Source organism: Thauera sp. 63, from assembly GCF_000310165.2.
Classification (GTDB): domain Bacteria; phylum Pseudomonadota; class Gammaproteobacteria; order Burkholderiales; family Rhodocyclaceae; genus Thauera; species Thauera humireducens.
On sequence record NZ_AMXC01000004.1, the window covers coordinates 21,066 to 39,281 of the forward strand.

The 18,216-nt window shown below is 62.0% G+C and carries 18 protein-coding genes, 1 tRNA gene and 2 pseudogenes; 7 read left to right on the top strand and 14 right to left on the bottom strand.

Annotated elements, in window-relative coordinates; translation table 11 throughout:
* Positions 1 to 91: 91 nt before the first annotated feature.
* Positions 92 to 1,249 (top strand): M20 aminoacylase family protein, encoded by a 1,158-nt coding sequence (locus tag C664_RS05100; RefSeq protein WP_004254312.1) that lies wholly within the window; start codon positions 92 to 94, stop codon positions 1,247 to 1,249.
* A 148-nt stretch (positions 1,250 to 1,397) separates the two neighbouring features.
* Entirely contained in the window at positions 1,398 to 2,030 is a 633-nt protein-coding gene (locus C664_RS05105; protein ID WP_004254316.1) for a trimeric intracellular cation channel family protein, read from the top strand.
* A 40-nt stretch (positions 2,031 to 2,070) separates the two neighbouring features.
* Here the strand turns inward: C664_RS05105 and queD are convergent, their stop codons facing one another.
* On the bottom strand, positions 2,071 to 2,514 hold the full coding sequence (gene queD / locus C664_RS05110; protein WP_004254318.1) for a 6-carboxytetrahydropterin synthase QueD: 444 nt from the start codon (positions 2,512 to 2,514) through the stop codon (positions 2,071 to 2,073).
* 86 nt (positions 2,515 to 2,600) lie between these two features.
* On the opposite strand from queD, the gene C664_RS05115 reads away from it, so the two are divergent.
* Positions 2,601 to 3,473, top strand: a complete 873-nt coding sequence (locus C664_RS05115) for a radical SAM protein (RefSeq protein WP_004254332.1) — start codon at positions 2,601 to 2,603, stop codon at positions 3,471 to 3,473.
* A 19-nt stretch (positions 3,474 to 3,492) separates the two neighbouring features.
* Here C664_RS05115 and C664_RS05120 read toward each other — a convergent pair whose 3' ends face one another.
* Positions 3,493 to 3,786 carry a helix-turn-helix domain-containing protein gene (locus tag C664_RS05120; RefSeq protein WP_004254336.1) on the bottom strand — a complete coding sequence of 98 codons (294 nt, stop codon included), beginning with the start codon at positions 3,784 to 3,786 and terminating at the stop codon, positions 3,493 to 3,495.
* A gap of 537 nt (positions 3,787 to 4,323) precedes the next feature.
* Between C664_RS05120 and C664_RS05125 the strand changes: the two genes are divergently transcribed.
* Positions 4,324 to 4,416: transfer RNA gene (locus tag C664_RS05125), tRNA-Ser, on the top strand.
* A 426-nt stretch (positions 4,417 to 4,842) separates the two neighbouring features.
* Here C664_RS05125 and C664_RS05130 read toward each other — a convergent pair.
* From C664_RS05130 to C664_RS05145, 3 genes and pseudogenes are all read right to left on the bottom strand, one after another.
* Positions 4,843 to 5,193, bottom strand: coding sequence for a hypothetical protein (locus C664_RS05130; RefSeq protein ID WP_004254339.1), 351 nt, complete (start codon positions 5,191 to 5,193; stop codon positions 4,843 to 4,845).
* 263 nt (positions 5,194 to 5,456) lie between these two features.
* Positions 5,457 to 6,638, bottom strand: a pseudogene (locus tag C664_RS05135) (IS3 family transposase).
* Positions 6,639 to 7,072: 434 nt separating this feature from the next.
* Positions 7,073 to 8,395 carry an IS1182 family transposase gene (locus tag C664_RS05145; RefSeq protein ID WP_004251208.1) on the bottom strand — a complete coding sequence of 441 codons (1,323 nt, stop codon included), beginning with the start codon at positions 8,393 to 8,395 and terminating at the stop codon, positions 7,073 to 7,075.
* A 388-nt stretch (positions 8,396 to 8,783) separates the two neighbouring features.
* Between C664_RS05145 and C664_RS21235 the strand changes: the two genes are divergently transcribed.
* Together C664_RS21235 and C664_RS05150 are read left to right on the top strand one after the other, a co-directional pair.
* Positions 8,784 to 9,101 (top strand): helix-turn-helix domain-containing protein, encoded by a 318-nt coding sequence (locus tag C664_RS21235; RefSeq protein WP_083483051.1) that lies wholly within the window; start codon positions 8,784 to 8,786, stop codon positions 9,099 to 9,101.
* A gap of 290 nt (positions 9,102 to 9,391) precedes the next feature.
* Complete coding sequence (locus tag C664_RS05150; protein ID WP_232435070.1) at positions 9,392 to 10,336, top strand: ParB/RepB/Spo0J family partition protein; 945 nt, start codon at positions 9,392 to 9,394, stop codon at positions 10,334 to 10,336.
* On the opposite strand, the pseudogene C664_RS05155 reads toward C664_RS05150, so the two are convergent.
* The 6 genes and pseudogenes from C664_RS05155 to C664_RS05180 form a co-directional block, all read right to left on the bottom strand.
* Positions 10,333 to 10,647: pseudogene (locus C664_RS05155) on the bottom strand (IS3 family transposase); the annotation flags it as partial. The gene C664_RS05150 and the pseudogene C664_RS05155 sit on opposite strands and share 4 nt — an antisense overlap.
* 394 nt (positions 10,648 to 11,041) lie before the next feature.
* Entirely contained in the window at positions 11,042 to 11,428 is a 387-nt protein-coding gene (locus tag C664_RS05160; protein WP_004254360.1) for an ArsR/SmtB family transcription factor, read from the bottom strand.
* 272 nt (positions 11,429 to 11,700) lie between these two features.
* The gene (locus C664_RS05165) at positions 11,701 to 12,381 is read right to left on the bottom strand and encodes a hypothetical protein (protein WP_004254362.1); all 681 of its coding nucleotides are present in this window, start codon (positions 12,379 to 12,381) and stop codon (positions 11,701 to 11,703) included.
* Positions 12,382 to 12,394: 13 nt separating this feature from the next.
* Positions 12,395 to 13,057, bottom strand: coding sequence for a hypothetical protein (locus C664_RS05170; protein WP_004254366.1), 663 nt, complete (start codon positions 13,055 to 13,057; stop codon positions 12,395 to 12,397).
* Positions 13,058 to 13,251: 194 nt separating this feature from the next.
* Positions 13,252 to 13,560, bottom strand: a complete 309-nt coding sequence (locus C664_RS05175) for a hypothetical protein (protein WP_004254369.1) — start codon at positions 13,558 to 13,560, stop codon at positions 13,252 to 13,254.
* Between the two features lie 54 nt (positions 13,561 to 13,614).
* Positions 13,615 to 14,214 (bottom strand): hypothetical protein, encoded by a 600-nt coding sequence (locus C664_RS05180; RefSeq protein ID WP_004254384.1) that lies wholly within the window; start codon positions 14,212 to 14,214, stop codon positions 13,615 to 13,617.
* A 263-nt stretch (positions 14,215 to 14,477) separates the two neighbouring features.
* On the opposite strand from C664_RS05180, the gene C664_RS05185 reads away from it, so the two are divergent.
* On the top strand, positions 14,478 to 15,683 hold the full coding sequence (locus tag C664_RS05185; RefSeq protein WP_004254386.1) for a Fic family protein: 1,206 nt from the start codon (positions 14,478 to 14,480) through the stop codon (positions 15,681 to 15,683).
* Between the two features lie 97 nt (positions 15,684 to 15,780).
* Here the strand turns inward: C664_RS05185 and C664_RS05190 are convergent, their stop codons facing one another.
* From C664_RS05190 to C664_RS05200, 3 genes are all read right to left on the bottom strand, one after another.
* The gene (locus C664_RS05190; protein ID WP_157353976.1) at positions 15,781 to 16,248 is read right to left on the bottom strand and encodes a zinc-finger-containing protein; all 468 of its coding nucleotides are present in this window, start codon (positions 16,246 to 16,248) and stop codon (positions 15,781 to 15,783) included.
* 252 nt (positions 16,249 to 16,500) lie between these two features.
* Entirely contained in the window at positions 16,501 to 17,448 is a 948-nt protein-coding gene (locus C664_RS05195) for a recombination-associated protein RdgC (protein WP_004254391.1), read from the bottom strand.
* Between the two features lie 170 nt (positions 17,449 to 17,618).
* Positions 17,619 to 18,086: a hypothetical protein gene (locus C664_RS05200; protein ID WP_004254396.1), complete on the bottom strand. Its 468-nt coding sequence runs from the start codon at positions 18,084 to 18,086 to the stop codon at positions 17,619 to 17,621.
* Positions 18,087 to 18,216: the final 130 nt, after the last annotated feature.

The following is an 18,216-nucleotide window of genomic DNA, read 5'->3' on the forward strand; positions in this document are numbered from 1 at the left end:
GCCGCGCGCAGAGCCTACCCGGGCCGATCGCCCAAGCCAGTGACGCCCGGGTATCACCTTGCAGGATTTCAGATTTCGATCAGGAGTCATCATGAGCACGCTTTTGAATGCACTGACCGCCGAGCAGGAACAGATGAAGGCCTGGCGGCACCACATGCACCAACACCCCGAAGTGGCGTTCGAGGAACACAACACCGCCCGCTACATTGCCGACCTGCTGCGCGGCTGGGGCTATGAAGTGACCGAGAACATCGGCAAGACCGGGCTGGTTGCGCGGATGAGCTGCGGCGACGGCAAGAAGTCCATCGGTCTGCGGGCCGACACCGACGCGCTGGCCGTGCAGGAAATGATCGAAGGCGGCCACAAGAGCATCATCCCAAGCAAGTCCCACACCTGCGGTCACGACGGCCACAGCGCGATGCTGCTCGGCGCGGCGCACTACCTCGCACGCACGCGTGCCTTCAGTGGCACGGTCAATCTGATCTTCCAGCCGGCCGAGGAGATCATGGGCGGCGCCGTGGCTATGATCAAGGACGGTCTGTTCGAGCGTTTCCCGATGGACGCGGTGTTCGGCATGCACAACATGCCAACGCTGGAGCGCGGCAAGCTCTATTTCACCGCCGGGCCGGTGATGGCCGCGGTAGACAACTGGGAGATCGTCCTCGCCGGCAAGGGGAGTCACGGCTCGATGCCGGAGAAGAGCATCGACCCGGTGGTGGCGGGGGCTTCCCTGGTCATGGCGCTGCAGACGATCGTGTCGCGCAACGTTGGCGCCAAGGACTCCGCGGTGGTGACGGTCGGCGCCTTCCTGGCGGGCGACGCGGGCAACGTGATTCCCCAGACCGCCACCTTGCGTCTGAGCATCCGCAGCAGCGCGCCGGAAACGCGAAAGCTGGTGCTCGACAAGGTGCGGGCGATTACCGCTGCGCAGGCCGCATCGTTCGGCGTCGGTCACGAAATCGTCGAAGGCCCTCCGGGCGCGGTGCTTGTCAATGATCCCGTGCAGACCGCCGAATGTGCCGATGTCGCGCGCGCCCTGCTGGGCGACGACCAGGTGGTGATGCCCGGCCCCACGTTCATGGGCAGCGAGGACTTCGCGTACTATGCGCAGCACAAGCCGGGTAGCTACTGCTTCATCGGCAACGGCGACACGCCGATGGTGCACCACCCGATGTACGATTTCGATGATCGCAACCTGCCTGTCGGGGCGGCATACTGGGTGGCGCTGGTGCAGCACTACCTTAAGTAAGCTCGGCGGGGACAGGATTGGCACGCTTCGCGGTGCGGAGCGTGTTTTTTGTTTTTTCTGGCGGCGGCCCTGGGGGCCGCCATTTGCTTTTCGGTTGCCGCGCGGCCCTCAGGTGCGGCGGCATGCTTGGTTTTCCGGTTCTGAATAGATGAAGTTCGAAACGATTCTGTTGGTGATCGAAGTCGGCGGCACGATCGCGTTCGCCATGTCCGGGCTCCTCGAGGCGATCAGGAAGCGGATGGACATCGTCGGCGTGTTTTCGGTCGCCTTTGTCAGCGCGTTCGGCGGCGGTACGGTGCGCGACGTCCTGCTCGATCGCCGGCCCTTGTTCTGGATCCAGAATCAGGAGTACGTGTGGATCGTGCTGGCGCTGGCGCTGACCGCACCCCTGTGGCTGAGGACCGTTCGCCATCGCATCACCGAGAATGCGATGGAGTTCGCTGACGCCTGCGGTCTCGGTCTGTTCGCCATTTCGGGCGCCACGATTGCATCGGCGGCGGGGATGCCCCCGCTCGTGTCCGTGCTCATGGGCGCGATCACCGCGGTGTTTGGTGGGGTCTCGCGCGACGTGCTGTGCAACGAGATTCCCAAGGTCTATCAGGACCATCGGCCCTACACCCTGTGCGCCGTCGTCGGCTGCGTCGTGCTGCTCGGGCTGCACGCACTGGGTGCGGCGCCGCATGTGTCGATGATCGCCGGCATCTGCACTGCCACGGGTTCGCGCCTGCTGGCGGTCGTGTTCGGCTGGAAGCTGCCGGCATGGCCTTCGCTGCGGGATTGAGGCCGCGATACGGGCGCCTGATCGCGCCCCGCGACGGTGTTCAGGCCCGAACGGCGTCGGCCCAGCAGTTCGGCGTCTCGTAGAGACGCACGCGCTCCAGGCGCAGATGATTGCCGTAGGTGTCGCGATAGGCCGGGTCAAGGATGCGGAAGGCCTCGGCGGCGAGGTTCTCGGCGGTGGGCACGACGTCGAGGACCACCGTCTTGTGATCGGGGATCGCCGACAGCAGGCTCATGATCTGAGTGTCGCCGCGATACACGAGAAAGGCATGATCCCAGCGCTCGACCACGCATTCGTTGGCGATGCGCTTGACGTCGGCAAAGTCCATCACCATGCCATTGACCGGCAGGCCGTCGGCCTTGATGATCTCGCCCGACAGCGTCACCTCGATGGCGTAGCGGTGGCCGTGCAGGTGGCGGCACTGGCTGGCGTGATCGGGGATCCGGTGTCCGGCATCGAATTCGAGACGGCGGGTGATGCGCATGGCTGACCTCTGGAAAAGGGCGCGGATTATAGCATCGCACGTGTGCTCCGGCCTTTCCGTATATTCCGCAAGTGATTGAGCAGACGATGATTTCCCCTTCTTCCTCCAAGACCCCTCCGCGCAGCCTGAGCGTCCGCAACCACGACCGTGACCTTGCCGGGCTGACCTATGTCTATCCGGTGCTGTCGCGGCGTGCAGGCGGCGTGTCGGTCGGCATCAACCTCAATCCGAACAATGCCTGCAACTGGCATTGCGCCTACTGCCAGGTGCCCGGGCTCGTTCGGGGCAAGGCGCCCGAAATCGACCTCGTTCGTCTGGAGGACGAGTTGCGCGGCTTCCTGGCCGATCTGGTCCATGGAGACTGGATGCAGCGTTTCGTGCCGGAAGAAGCGCGCGTGATCAGGGACGTCGCGTTCTCCGGGAACGGCGAACCGACCAGCGCCGCGGTCTTCCCGGAGGCGGTCGAGCTGGTGGTGCGCCTGTGCACCGAGTTCGGGCTGGCCGAGACCGTTCCCGTGCGCTTGATCACCAACGGCAGCCTGTTGGCACAGGCGCGGGTGCAGGCGGGCATAAGGCGGCTCGGCGAGGCGGGCGGGGAAGTGTGGTTCAAGGTGGACGCGGGAACGCCGGAGGCGATGGCGCGCATCAACGGCGTGCAACTCGAGCCCGATTCGGTGGCGCGCAATCTGGCGCGCTGTGCGGCGCTCTGTGCCACCTGGGTGCAGACCTGCATGTTCCGCTGGGACGGGGCCGTGCCGTCGGAGGCAGAGATCGGCGCCTACTTGGGGCTGCTGGAGCAGGCCGGCGTGTCGAAGCTGCAGGGGGTGCTGCTCTACGGCATCGCGCGGCAGTCGATGCAGCCCGAGGCCGCGCATCTGTCGCCACTGACAGCGGACGAACTGCAGGCCATTGCCAGCCAGATCGAAAAAAAAGGGCTGACGGTTCGCGTCAGCCCCTGATTGCCGGACGGCATCGCGCTCAGCGGTCCTTCTTCTTTGCGCGCGCTTCCTTCTTGAGGGTCTTGTAGAGCTCCGGGTTGGTCGTCTTCAGGTACTCGGCGACGTCGACGTCATCACGCTTGACCTTGTTGATGTCGATCTGCTCGATGTGTACCAGACGCAGCAGGGCCTGGACCGGGCGGGGGATGTTGCGACCGCTCTCGTAGCGGGAGCCGCCGCTCTGGGTGACGCCGATCTTCGACCAGAACTGGGACTGGTTCAGGCCAAGCTTGCGGCGGATTTCGCGAACGTCAAAGCTGTCAGTGGCTTTCATCTGTTGTTCCTCGGTTGAGTGTGGAGCGCATGAATTTTGCATGACTCCGAATCGATTTTATATGCGGGCTTCTACGACTAAAGTTATAGCCTACGAAAAGTATAAATCACTATTCGCTCCACATACAATGGCAAATTTCGCATTTTTGCGTTAGAAGTTGTATGAGACGCATTTGTTGGGTTCGGCGTGAAAGGCGGGGCTAACACTCCGCCTTCGTCAGAATCTCGAGCCTTATCCACACGTCGTTGGATACGACAATGGCACTGATAGTTCAGTACCGTGGCGGCGGGGCGGAAGGGGGCGATCGCAGGGCCAGGAGCGTCTGGCAAGAAGGCAGTCGAGCTGCCTGCAAAGGAGGGGCCGCGACTGCGAAGTCGTGGTCGCCGGTGGCGCCCCAGGCTTGCCTGAGCGCGGCGGCCACGCCTTCGACGAATAAGTGGAAATGGTCGCTCCGGGTTCGATCACCAGAGTCTGATAAAGCCAGTGAATACTGTTTGACCGGACTGCGCGAACTCGCTATTATCGCGCCTTCCTGATGGAGACGTGGCCGAGAGGTCGAAGGCACTCCCCTGCTAAGGGAGCATACCGTCAAAAACGGTATCGAGGGTTCGAATCCCTCCGTCTCCGCCAACAAGGGAAAAGCGTTAAAAAACCGCTGCTTAGGCGGTTTTTTTTCGTCTGCGCTTCGTAGTGCCTTCCCTGCTTGCATCTTGCTATACCTCGTCGTCTAGTTTTTTGCTGTCCCACCAGTGTCCCAAGGGACACTGGCAACGAGGTGAGCAGGGGTATAGTCATCTAGCCTAGGTGTGGAGTTTGAGCCTCTTCTAACTGAATCGGAGGCTGCACAGTGGTTAAATCTTCCTGTTCATACCCTGCGGAACGACCGATCTGGGCGGCTCGTAGGCGTCCCACATGTACAGCTTGGTAGGGCAATTAGGTACGACCCTGCCGAGCTTAGTCCTGCCCTTGAGATTTCCTAGTCAGACAGAGGGGTGAAGGTGCGAGGCGCTAACCTGAGTCGCCTTCCTGGCCCCGGTCGCCCCTCAGCGCCCCGCGTCAATTCAGGACGCGCTCCGTACCCGATCCGCCGATGTCCGCGTCTGACATCCGCCGCCGCACCACCAGACGCTCCACGCCGCGCTGTGTCAGCGAAAGACTCGGACGCTCCTCTTCGCTCATGGACACCGGCCCCTCTACCTCGAGCAGCCCAGCCCGTTCGACCGCGACAAGGTGCGCCGCATGCTCTAGGCCCAGCATTGCCCCCTCGATCTCATCCAGACCAGACAGGGTGTGCCCGCCCCACTCGGCTGCATGCCCAAGGTTCGTCGCCAGCAGCAGATCGAGCACCAGATCGTTCTCAAGCTCCGCGTCCTCGTCGGACAGCATCACCTCCAACCGCTCGATCAACTCTTCAAGCTCCCCATGGGACAAGGCGTGAAGCCACCCCCAATTACGAACCCGTCAATTTCCGGTAACGCCTCCAGATGAGCGCGCAGATGCGCCTCGAACAGGACCGCGCTCATCGCCGCACCCCATCACAGGCAGGCCTAGCCAGACAGAGGGGAGGGAAGACGTTCATGAGGTGTTTCCGGAAACGCACTTGCCGTCCGTCGATGACAACCATCACGCACTGAGGTGCGCTACATTTTCCGCCTTCCAACTTGCCGTCCTCATGCTGCCATTTCTTGCTGATCCTGCCGTTCGATCCAGTTCTGCAAGAACGTGGTCGGCGACAGATATCCCAAGCTGGAGTGGCGGCGGCTCCGGTTGTAGAACACGGCGATGTATTGGAACAGATCGCTCGTGGCCTCGTGTCGGGTTGCGTAGCTCATGCCATGCACTCGCTCATTCTTGAGGCTGTTGAATTAGCTCTCAGTCGGTGCATTGTCCCAGCAGTTACCCTTGCGCGACATCGAACCGCGCATGCCGTAGGCAGCCAGGCGGGCCTGGTAAGCCTGGCTGGCGTACTGACTACCTCTATCGGAGTGAATTAGCACGCCAGGTCCCGGCCGCCGGCGAAATCATGCCATCGACAGCGCATCGAGCGCCAGGTCGGTCGTCATTCGTTATTTGATCGACCAGCCAATCACTTCACGGTTGAACAGGTCGATCACGACCGCCAGATACAGCCAGCCCTCGGCGGTGGCGATGTAGGTGATGTCGCCCGTCCAGACGCGATTGGGGACCTCAGGCGCGAACTGGCGCTCGAGCACATTCTCTGCCACCGGTAGGTGATGCCTGGAGTCGGTCGTCGCCTTGTAGCGCCGCTTGTGCCGTGCCCGGATGCCGTTCTTGCGCATCAATCGCTCGATGGGCGGCAAGCCGATCCGGTAGCCACGCCCACGCAACTCTGCGCGGATGCGTCGTGCCCCGTATGCCTGCCGGTCCTCCTGATGAACCGTCCGGATCAGCACCAGGGCCTGCGCATCCGTGAGGCGCTTGCGGTCCGGCGTTCCGCTGCCCCCGCCAAGCTCGAAAGCCACTCGGGCTCACCGATAAGGCGTCGCATAGCACAGGCAACGGAAAGGATCTGCGCTGCGTCTCGATCCAGGCATATCTCACAGCAGCTCCTTCGCGAAATATGCCGTCGCTTCTTTTAGGGTCTCATTTTCCATCTCGAGGCGCGCCACCTGAGCGCGCAACCGGGACGGCTCCATCTGCTCGGCAGTGATCTGCTTGGCGCCGGCTGGGTTGAGCTTGCCCGCCTTCGCCGCCTTGACCCAGTTGCGCAGCGTCTGCTCAACCAATCCCAGCTCCTCGGCAACACGGCCGATGCTGCCGACCTCGTCAGCTCGCTTGACGGCCTGCTCCTTGAACTCAGCTGTGTATTCCTGTTTCGGGATGCGCTTCACGTCGTTCTTCCTGTCGTTACGTCGATCGTACGACGGCTACGTTGGAAGACGAAATTCGTGGGGCAGCTCACTGCAAGCGAGCCCGAAATTGCTATTGGTCGCGTGAAATTGGAGAACATCATGGAGCGCTACAGCGATCTGATTGCGGATCATGGGCACGGTGCTCGGCCAGGCGAGGCCGTTTCGGCAGCAGCCGAGGGGGGCTGAGAAAAGGTGTCGGGAAGCAAATGAACGGGTTGATCGAGTTGCAGGGTTGGTTGTGCCCTCTTCGAGATCTAGGAGTCTGCGCGGCAGAACTCCAGAGCGTGTTTTTTAGCAGAACGATTGGCGAACCGAGAGGTGCGGCAAGAGACTGAGGCCGTGGTTAAGTTGCTTTGCGACGTCGCGGCGCGCATGCCGGACGGCAACGGGGACAGGTTTGCCCCCTTTTCCCGTCATGCCGTCCTCAATGTGCTCATCCTGCGCAGGTTCAGCGCCATACAGACGAGCTTCCACTCCGCTTTGACGCGCTCCAGGCCCCGCAGGCTGAACTGCCGGAATCCCAACACGTTCTTGATCCAGCCGTTGGGCGGTTCGGCGATCCATTTCCGTTTTCGGTAGGCGCTCTTGCCCGCCTCGCTCTCGAGCTTGTCGGCCATCTGTGCGGTGTGCGGATTGCGTTCGCGGTCGAAACCGAGTCGGCGCTTGCCTTCCCGGCCCAGCGCCACCACCAGTTCGGTCCCGCACCCGTCGAGTTCCCGGAACGTTTGCTCCGAGCGGTAGCCGGTGTCGGCCAGCGCCTGGCGCGGTCGTTGTTCGACGTTGTCGCGCACGGCCTGCAGTACCCCCGCCAGTTGCCCGGCGTCGCTGGCGTTGTTGGTCAGTTCGGCCGCCACGATGATGTGGGCGGTCTCGTCGACCGCCGTCTGGGCGTTGTAGCTCGGATCGAACCCGCCGCCGGCGCGCTTCATGATGCGGCTGTCCGGATCCGTGAAGTTCTCCTGCGCCTTGTCCTCGGGCACTCCAAAGTCGCGCTTGTAGCGCCCGCCCTTCGGTTTGCCGTCACCGCCGCGCGGGCGACGGTCGTCATCGTCGCTGCGCCCGCGCGCCTGATCGGCCTCGCGCTGGCGCTGCTCGAGCCGCGCCCGGGCTTCAGCAATCGCCGTCAGCCGCGCCTCGCGCCGCGCGATCTCGGCCGGCACATCCAGCTCGGGCTCGTTCCGCTCGGCGTCGTCGGCGGCCTTGGCCCGATTGAGCAGCGCCTCGATCTGCCGTTTCAACTCGGCCTCCGCCTTCACCATATGGCCGTAACTCATCGCCTTGTGGCGGCTGGCGTTTGCCTTGACCTTGGTGCCGTCGATGGCCACCGTCCCGAGCTTGACCAGCCCCATCTCGCGGGCCAGTCGTACCACCTGCACGAACAACTCGCTCAGCTCCTTCAAATGGACAGCGCGAAAGTCGCTCAGCGTGCGGTGGGCCGGGAAGTTGTCTGCCGCCAGGACCCGGAACGCCACATCCTCGTGCAGCTTGCGCGCGATCTTGCGCGAACTGAACACGCCCGTGGCGTACGCATACAGCAGCACCTTGACCATCATGGCCGGATGAAACGGCTGGTTGCGCGGTCCGCCACCGGCATACCGGGCGTGGAACGCGCTCAGGTCCAACCCGTCGACCGCGTCGCTGATGAAGTACGCCAAGTGGCCTTCGGGTAGCCACTCCTGCAGCGCCTGGGGCAGCAGCATCTGCTGCTGCGGGCAATAGGGCAGATAGCTCGTCATCTCGACAGTCTACCGGCCCCGAAACGCCCGGGAGGACTTAACTCACCGACGCTTGGCTTCTGCCGCGCAGACTCCTAGCCTAGGTTTCACTGGACAGGCGAGTCTTTCGGAGTAAAATCAAGGGCAGCTGGCTGCGCCCCAACCCTTTGGGGTAGTGCCGTACCCGGAGCGGGTAAGGCTGGCGAGCCTCCAAATGAGCCTCTTGGGCTGCTCAAAATTTGCAATGGCGACGTGTCTCTACACTGCGTCACAACTGCGCACCGCGACGGCTAGGACCGTCGGGCAGCCGGCGCGGCTTTTGCATATCTGCAAGATCCTCTGATGACAAACTTAGCGCTATGAGGTCGCGCTTCTTTTACAAGGTCGCTGCCACTGTGGAAACACGGTGATGGATCTTTCGGTGGAATTTGAGCCTCTTCTAACTGAATCGGAGGCTGCACAGTGGTTAAATCTTTCTGTTCATACGCTGCGGAACGACCGATCTAGGCGGCTCGTAGGCGTCCCATATGTACAGCTTGGTAGGGCAATTAGGTATGACCCGGCCGAGCTTAGGGCTTGGCTGGCTCAGTGTCGCCGGACCCCAGTCGAACTGTCGGTGCCCAAGAGGCGAGGGCGTCCGACCGTAGCGGAGAGGGAGGAGGCACGTCGGGCTGGGCTCACTGTACAGCAACTGCGCCGCCGCAGCCGAAGGGGTGAATCATCATGATGGAGCTCTCGTTCTTTGTTTGTGATCGCTCGGGCCATAGTCGAGAGGGGGGGGCGATAGGCGCAAAGCGAGCGATAGTAGTTGCAGAGTTGGTGAAGCAGGAAATCAGCTTTTTTCTGTGTAAGCGGTCCTGCGAGAGGTCGAGATTCTAAGTTTTTTTGTGTATCAACCATCTTCGATGCCGCTTCTTGGGTTTGCCACCTATTCATGTCCCCAACGTGTACCGTGTAACGTGTGCTCGCCGAGCTCATGAAGCGGAATGCAATCAGCCGGAGAGTAGCCGCGTGAAGATGCGCAAACTAGCCCCAAAAGTGCCCGTCTTTTCCAACAGTGACGATTTCGGGAGTTCTGAGAAGCGACCGGAGGGCGCACAAGAGTCAATGCACCAAGGCCACGAAACTAAATCGCTGGCGGCAATCGTGCCAGGGAAGTCTCGACGCACGTGTATGCTTTCCATTGACTTGATAGACGCAAACCCATTCTCGTCTCGGGAGATTTATACGCCGAGAATGATCCGGGATCGGGCTACAGCGCTACTTATCCAAGGGCAGCGAGATCCTATCCACGTCATCCCGAACCCAAACAAGCCTGACCGCTTCATCATTGTGGATGGTTGGATTCGAGTTCAGGCGTGCCGGGACTATAGGGTGATGAACAAGTTGTTGGCTGAGGTCCACGAAGGCATGTCCATGAAAGAAGCTGCCTGGTTTGGCTACGAGCAGAACGAAGTGGCTAATCAATATTGTGAGCTTGACCGGGCAATGTTCTACGAGAAGCTGACTCAACGAGGGGCTACAGAAACTCAAATCAAAAAATATGCGTATCTTTCGAGTTCGCAGATGATCTACTACAGATCGTTTGCGCAGCTTCCGGCAGATGTGATGGAGGTTGTTCGGCGCGACCCGCGGAGGTTTGATGCGATTGCAGTGCATCAGATTAGCAAGGTTGTGCGTTGTGTTGGGGTAAAGCAGGCGGTAAAGCTTGCAGCTAGGTACTGCGAGAAAGAGCGTAGGTTCTCGTGGCTTGTTGGGCAGGTTCAAGCCTTGATTGAGGCCAAGGAAGACAAGCGGAAAAGCCCTTCTAAGAAAGTTAAATTCAGAAACGGCTTTTATGAGGTGCGAGGCAGCAGCGTTAAAGTGAGAATCACCATCGAGGATCCTGCCGTGCGGGCCAGTTTTCTTGAAAAGCTGGAGGAGTTACTTGCAACCTATGCTGAATCGCCCCGGGTTTCCTAGACGGTCCCGTTCTTCAAAAAATACTGCCGCTCGAACTCTACCGGCGAGAGCTGGTTGGTGAAACCGTGGCGTCGCCGTGGGTTGTAGAAGAGCTCGATGTAATCGAACACATCGGAGCGAGCCTGCGCCCGATTCGTGTAGATCTTTCGCTTGATCCGCTCGCGCTTGAGCAGTTGGAAGAAGCTTTCCGCTACCGCGTTATCGTGGCAGTTTCCACGCCGGCTCATGCTCGGCACCAGTCGGTGCGACTTCAGGAAGTCTTGCCAGTGGTGGCTGCTGAACTGGCTACCCTGATCCGAATGCACCAGCACCATTTCCCGGAGAGGGCGATGACCTTGTTCTCCTTGTCCTTGAGTGTGTCGAGAAGGTTTTTCTTTGTTCGCGAGAGCGTCATAGGGGGTGATCCAAGGCTGGTTTGGTGTGGTCGTCGCCTCACCCATAAGGGCGTTCGCCGACACGAAATTTGTCAAAGGTGCTAAGAGGTGCAATCACGCGACGGGGGCGGCACGCGGATCAGGCGCCCACTCGGGTTCGATTCTCACACCAAACAGAAGCGTCAGAGAGGGTGCCTGGCTCAAAGGCGTGTGCGTGAAAGCATCATGGGCCTGCGGATGCAGGTATGGGCGCTGAATTGGACATGGTGTGTGAGACGCCATGTTCCTGCTGATAGTGGGTGCCGCGCGTTCCCGAGGTGACGTTTGCGCCTTACGCCGTTGCCCGATACACCATGCACACCCGTCCGCTGCGATCGCGCTCCTTTGTCCGTTCCACCTTCTCGGCGGTGAGCAGGATGCGCAGATGCTCGTTGGCGGACTTGACGCTGATCTGCAGGTGCTCCGCGATCTCATTGACGCTGTAGGACCGACCCTGGAGCAGCTTGAGGATCTGGTCACGCCGCGGGCTCGGCCGCAGGATGGGCGCATCCTCGGGTTCGTCTTGATCGTGCAGCTGCCGGATCTGGCGCACCGGGGCGAGCGGCGAACGCGGGTGCGGCGCGGCCATCCCAAGCGCCATCGCCAGCAGCGGATTGCCAGTCTGACGCCGCCCGGCCGGCTTGCGGCTCGGTGCGACCTCGCGCTGCGACCCCTTCACCTGCCTCCTTGGCAAGGTTGCAGCCGTCGAGCAATCGCTATGAGTATCGAGAGCAGCACAAGCACTCACCGAGACGACCGCGTTGGCATCGGACTTGGATCTGTTCTCAGCCACCAGGCGCACGACGTTCGTCTGCGGGCTGGCGGTCACTAAATCGCAAAGCATAGGGGGTATTCCAGTTGGGGCAGGTGTCACTGAGTCTTGCACAGGACCGCGAAGGTTCAACTGGTGTGCATACCAAGGACTGCAACAGATCGCCAACACGGTTCAGTTCAGAACACGTATCGCCAGTAGTGCGCCCGCCCGAACCCGTCCTGGCACTGGCCCGCACCCGCCATCTGCTGCTCTGTGCTCATACGCACGATGTGCCAGTCCACGCCGTACGCAGGATGGCGCGGATCTTTGACCCCATGAAGGTGGTACAGCTTATCGTAGAGCCAGCCAGGGGGCGGGCAGCAGTCCCGCACGGACGCCCAGTCGCTCGTGATCTCGAACGTGCGCCCTGGTCGCGTCTCGACGCCTTCGCACAGCAGCGCGTAGCGGCGCAGACTGCGCAGCGCAGAACTCAGCGCACCGATTCTCGGATCATCGGATTCGAGCGCTTGGCCGTAAGGCTGGCTCTCAAGGGCAGGATGCTTCAGGAGCGCCCCAATCAGGGGGTCGATCAACGCCTTCCGGTTGGGAAAAAGAATCTTCGCCCAACGGGCGCGACCGTCGACGTCCGTCACGGACGGTGGAAGCTTGGGCGCCGAGTCGTGGTGATCGCACCCAAGACAACGCAGCCCGTCAGTGTGGGCCACAAGCAAGCCCGGGTCATCGAACAGAGGTCGCTCCACGCCCATCGTGCAGTTCGGACAACGGGCCCGTAAGGCCTGTTCGTCACCAAAGCCGAACTGATGCTCATTGACGGCCTGGATGAGCGCCGCATCAAAGGGGGCGTGGTGTCTGGTCACTGGGGTGTCTCGTTCAGTTTATCGAGCCGGGATCAGCCTGCTCGTTGCCAGCCTGCGTCGGGTCTGGCTGTGGTTCTTGCGTCGGCATAGTGTCTGCGGGTTGGGCCTCTTCCGCCTTGATCTCGATTTGCTGCGGCGTGATCGCATCGGCGGCCGCAGTGCGTGATCGAATCTCGTCGAGGAAGTGCTGCGCTGCAGGGTTCTTTGGTGCCTCGGCCTCGATCGTGCGCAACACCTGGGGCGTCCACTTCGGCCGGTCTTCTTCCTTTTGACTCAGGAAATCCCGCGTATCCACCGCGTTGCCTTCACGAATCACATACTTTCGGCCAAAGAACGGCGACGAGGGCGAGCTGCCGATGTTGAATATCGCTCGCTCCTCCTTCTCGGGGCAGCGCTCCTTGGTGAGGATCAGCGCGAAGCCGATGGGCTTGTCCGGCTCGGCCGGCAGGATGGTGCCGGTCGAGAGCTGCTCCTCCTCCCAGTCACGGGCGTACTCGACCATCACCCCTTCGTACTTGCACTTCTTCGACCACATCGGGGCCTGCTCGGTCATGGAGACCGCATAGACCTTCACGTCCTTCTGGATGAGGATGTCCTCATCGGCGTTGGCCACGACATTCAAGGTCTGGGCGGCGATGTTGGCTGCAATGAAGATAACGTTGAGCGCGTCGAGCATGATGTTTGGTTCTCAGATTGAGGAAGGATGTCAGGATCGGACATGCAGCGACGGGGCGAGCTGGCGATGTGCTTGAACGCGTCCGATAATGATAAATGAATGAGCGTGTTTTCGCTTGAATGCTAGTGTTGAGAGGGGCCGGCGCCAGAGATCCTCTGACAACTCAAGGACCCTGGCGCCTGCGGCGGGGGCGGCTAAAGTGGGATGTTCTTGACGCCGTTGGCGGCCAAGGCTTCAAGCTCCGCCTTATTGAGCTCGCTAAGGTGCTTGTACGTTCCGGGTAGCGGCGGGAGTGGCTTCAAAGCTGACTCGCTACCCGGGTTCTTGTCGTCGGTTGGGCTTGAGAACGATACCAAGCCGGTAACACGAGAACTTTTCGTACGATCGTCGCTAGTCTGGGCCCAGACGGCGATCCGCCAGACGATGATTTCCTTCGTGCCAGCACGCACCGCCTCGGTGACGTAGAACCAGTCCGTTGCCGGGATGATGTTCTGTATCTTCATGTGCTCAACTCCTTCGATGTGGTTGGGAAACTGCTACAAGGGTTTGTGTCTCGCTCAAGCTGCAGCAATCGCGCGCCAGGTCGAGCGGGGTCGAGTGGTATAGGCACGGATGACGGCTATCGGGGTCCAGTCATAGCGGCGCGGCAGGCACAGCAGCTCGCGCACGCTCTCCATTACGCCCGGGGACTCTTCCTCCTCGGCCCACACGGACAACCAGCCGCGATCGTCGTCGGACACCGGCTGACCAGGACGCCAACCGAGGCCTTCGACCAACAACCACAGGATGTCCACGGTGAGGGCGGCCTGGCGGGAGGCGCGCTGAACATGCGCCCACTCGGCCTCGGTGAGCCGCGTCGGCCCCTCGTGCGGAATCTCGTCGGCAAGCACGAACTCGGACCAGTCGCCGTCGACACCCGTTTCCGGAAACGGGGTGCCGTACTTCTCAAGCCACAGGTAGCGTGCCTGTCCGCCCGCCCGCCGGTGGATGCGCTGCAGCGTCCCGGCGTTGACGACCCGCATCTGCGGTAGGACCACCTTCACGAAGCGGCCCGTGGTTCGCTCGATGTAGATCCAGATCGTGCGCTGACGCGCATCGAACTCGGCGGGCATCTTCAGCGCAAGGCGCGAAAGCATGGCCGGCGATAGCTCAGACATAGGGCGCTCCGGAACCCCCAATCTGGGGCGGCGTTTGAGATCAGACCGTTATACCGGGATGCGCCAGTCGGCCTTGCCCCGTAAAACAGCTCAAAACGGGGGTTTTGTGACCTGCGAAATCAACGCGGGCCCGCATCGAACATCCGGCGCCTGAAGATCGGTTCGGCCCGGCTGGAAGTGGGAGCTTCATCGCTAATTAAAAAAATAGGCTTAAACTTAATTAGCGGCCCGGTTAAGTAAAGCGGGCTTAACTAAGGACTCCCATGACCGACAGCCCAACGCAACAGGACGTGACCTCAAGGATCGGGCGCTACGTGACGACCGTGGCCTTCGATGAGGCCGTGAACGCCTACGTGCCACCGCCGTTGCCCCCCAATCCGCCCCTCGTGCTGTCACCGATCCTTCTTCAGCGCCTGAGCGAGGCTGACAGGGCCATCGGTCGCCTCGATGGGGTGGCGATGCTGCTCCCGGACAAGGCGCTATTCCTGTACATGTACGTCCGCAAGGAAGCGGTCCTGTCATCCCAGATCGAAGGGACGCAGTCGACGCTCGACGATCTCCTGCAGTTCGAGAACGCCGCGCTCGCCGGGAAGCCGCTCGACGACGTCACCGAGGTCTCGAACTACGTGGACGCGATGATGTATGGGCTCCAGGTCATTCGGGATCCGACTGGTCTTCCGCTCTGCCTGCGCCTGCTTCGGGACATGCACGCCCGCCTGTTGCAGCGTGGCCGAGGGGAAGCCAAGAATCCCGGCGAGTTCCGCCGCTCGCAGAACTGGATCGGCGGCACCCGACCGGGAAACGCCCATTACGTGCCTCCGCCGGTCACCGAGATGGAAGCGTGTCTCAGTGACCTCGAGCGCTTCCTGCACGACGATTCTGCGGCAATCCCGCCGCTCATCAAGGCCGGTTATCTGCACGTCCAGTTCGAGTCGATCCACCCGTTCCTGGACGGAAACGGGCGCCTCGGCCGCCTGCTGATCGCCCTGTTCCTGGTGGAGAAGAAGGTTCTCCATGAGCCGCTCCTGTACCTCAGCCTCTACCTGAAGACCCACCGGGAGGACTATTACCGCCTCCTGCAGGAGGTCCGGCTCCGCGGGGACTGGGAAACCTGGACGGAGTTCTTCCTCACCGGGGTCGCCGAGACGGCCAACAACGCGTACGAAAGCGCGATGCGCATCGTCGCGCTGTTTCGCGCCGACCGGGAGCGAATCGCCGCATGCGGTGAGCAGACCAACTCAATGCTCCGCATCCACGAGCTGCTCCAGACACACCCGTTCCTCAATGCCGCGCAGGCACAGGAAAGGACTGGACTCAGCGCCCCCACGGTCAACAAAGCCTTCGATGCGCTCGAGGCCCTCGGAGTCGTGGGAGAAATCACAGGGAAGCGGCGCGGGCGCGTGTTCGCCTACGCTGAGTTCCTCAAGATCCTCGAAAGCGGAACGCAGTTGCGTCAGGCGGGCGGATAGGCCGGCTGTCTCGTGTCGCGCCTGACTTCGATGCCGTGTTTCCGGAAACGCGTGGGCGCACCGTGATGCAGCACCAATCCGGGCTTCAGCCTGCCGTTCAGCCCGGACCGGCGCCGAACATCCAGCGCTTGCAGATCTCCTCGACCCGGCTGCACATCGCTTCATCGAACTCGCCGATGTGGCAGGCCTCGACATCGATCCCAAGCTGCCCTGCCAGCCAGGCGTAGGCGCTCGCCCGGCTCATCCGCCCGGACTGCCAGAACGGATCGAACATGGCATGCGCCCGCGCCTTGGCCTTTCGCAGCGAGGCGTTGGCCAGGCGACCGAGCGGCTGGGTGCCGTCGTACCCGAACCGACGGTTCGGCGCGTGGCAACCGACATGGGCACCGCACGGGGCGCAACGCCAGAAGCGCTTGGCGTGCAGTTCCGGACGATCACGGTAGATCACGTCACCGCGAACCAACTCAGCCGGCGCGTTGCAGTACGGACAGGACACGGCGGGGCGGTGAGAAGCGACCTCGGCGCCACGCCCGCGCCGGGTGTTGTGCTGGGTTGGAGTGCTCACGATTCTGTACGGATCCGGGTTGAAGGCTGACGATCTCAGGGGCAGGCACCATCGGCCCACCGATGCGATTCAACCTACCGGAAGAGGCCGCGACTTCAAGGCACGAGCGTGTCGATCCCGATTTATGGCCTTTTATCCTGATCTGGATAATTCGTGCGCCGGGCCCAGAAACAACAAAGCGCGGACGCGCCGCGCTTCGTCTCAACCTGCTTCGGTGGCGCCGACGGACTGGTAGGCCGGCGCCCGTGTGCGTCAGGCCGCCTCTTTGATCTCGATGATGATCTCGCCGCTCGGCTTCGCCTGCTGGTCGAGCTCACCACCCATGGCACTCACCAGCGCCTCGAACAGGCGGCTCAGCTCGCCCGCCATCAGCGCGAACTCGGCCTGGAACAGGGCCTCGGCATCCTCGTCCTTGCCCTCGAGCGATTCCTTGGCGACGTCGAGCAGATCGATGCGCTTCACCTCGCCCTTGTCCGTGAGTACGAACGACACACGGTCGTCGAAGGTCATCGCAAGCCGCGTGGGCAACTTGCCCGCCTCCAGGTGATCCTTCACGTGCGCCGACTCCAGCCCGTGACGCTTGAAGCTCGCCTCGGCCTTGTCCTCCGAAACGGACTTCAGGGAGAAGTCCGAATCGAGCGTGAAGCCCTCGGGCGCTTCGCCGGCCGCCAGCCAGTCGGCCATCGCCGACACCGGGGAGCGCTCAGTGCGCAGTAGCGTCAGCGGGAAGCTGTCGAGCGTGTGACGCAGCGTCTCCAGTACATCTTCCGCACGGGACTGCGACGACGCATCCACGACCAGCCAGCCGCCCACCGGGTCGATCCACGCATACATCGTCGAGCGTTTGGTGAAGGCGCGCGGCAGCAACTCCTGGAGCACGGCCTCCTTTATCTCCTTCATCTGCTTCTTGCCCGGCTTGAACCCCTGCTGCTCGGCGATCAGCTGAGCACGCTCCTCGGCCTCCTGCTTGACCACCGCACCGGGCAGGATCCGGCTCTCGAACCCCAGCGCGACCAGCCACTGACCGCCCACCGCCGCCACCAGCGACTCCGTCTTGTTGGGCGACACCCAGCCGCGGCTTTCCATGTCCTGGCTGCCGCACGGCTGAAAGGCTTTCTTGGCCAACTGCGCCTCCAAGTCCTCTGCCGTCATGCCCCAGTCCTTCGCCAGCCGGTACACCTGCGCATTCTTGAAAAACATCTCGTTCGCTCTCCTGTGTGAAAAACCGATTCGTGCTCGACCCACCGTACCGGCAAGTCGCGTTCCTTCAAGTCCTACCGTTGTGATTTCCTAGCCAGACAGAGGGGTGACAGGGCTTGGTGCCAACCGGGGCCGCTTGCCTGGTCCCGGTCGCCCCTCAACGCCCTGCGTCAATTCAGGACGCGATCCGTATCCGTGCCGCCGATGTCCTCGCCCGACATCCAGCGCCGCACCACCAGGTGCTCCACACCGCGCTGTGTCAGCGATAGACACGGATGCTCCTCGTCGGTCATGGACGCCATCCCCACCACCTCGATGAGACCAGCCCGTTCGACTGCGACAAGGTGCGCCGCATGCTCCAGACCCAACATCGCCGCCTCGATCTCATCCAGACCCAACAAGGTGCGCCCACCGCACTCGGCCGCATACCCAAGGTTCGTCGCCAGCAGCAGATCGAGCACCAGCTCGTTCTCAAGCTCCGCGTCCTCGTCGGACAGCATCACTTCCAGCCGATCGATCAGCTCTCCAAGCGCCTCATGGGACAAGGTGCATAGCCACTCCCCGATCACGAACCCGTCGATCTCCGGTAACGCCTCCAGGTGGGCACGCAGATCCGCCTCGAACAGGAACGCGCTCATCGCCGCACCCCATCACAGGTAGGCCTAGCCAGACAGAGGGGAGGGAAGGCGTTCATGGGGCGTTTCCGGAAACGCACTTGCCGTCCGTCGATGACACCCATCACGCACCTCCCGCCGCCAGATGCGCCTC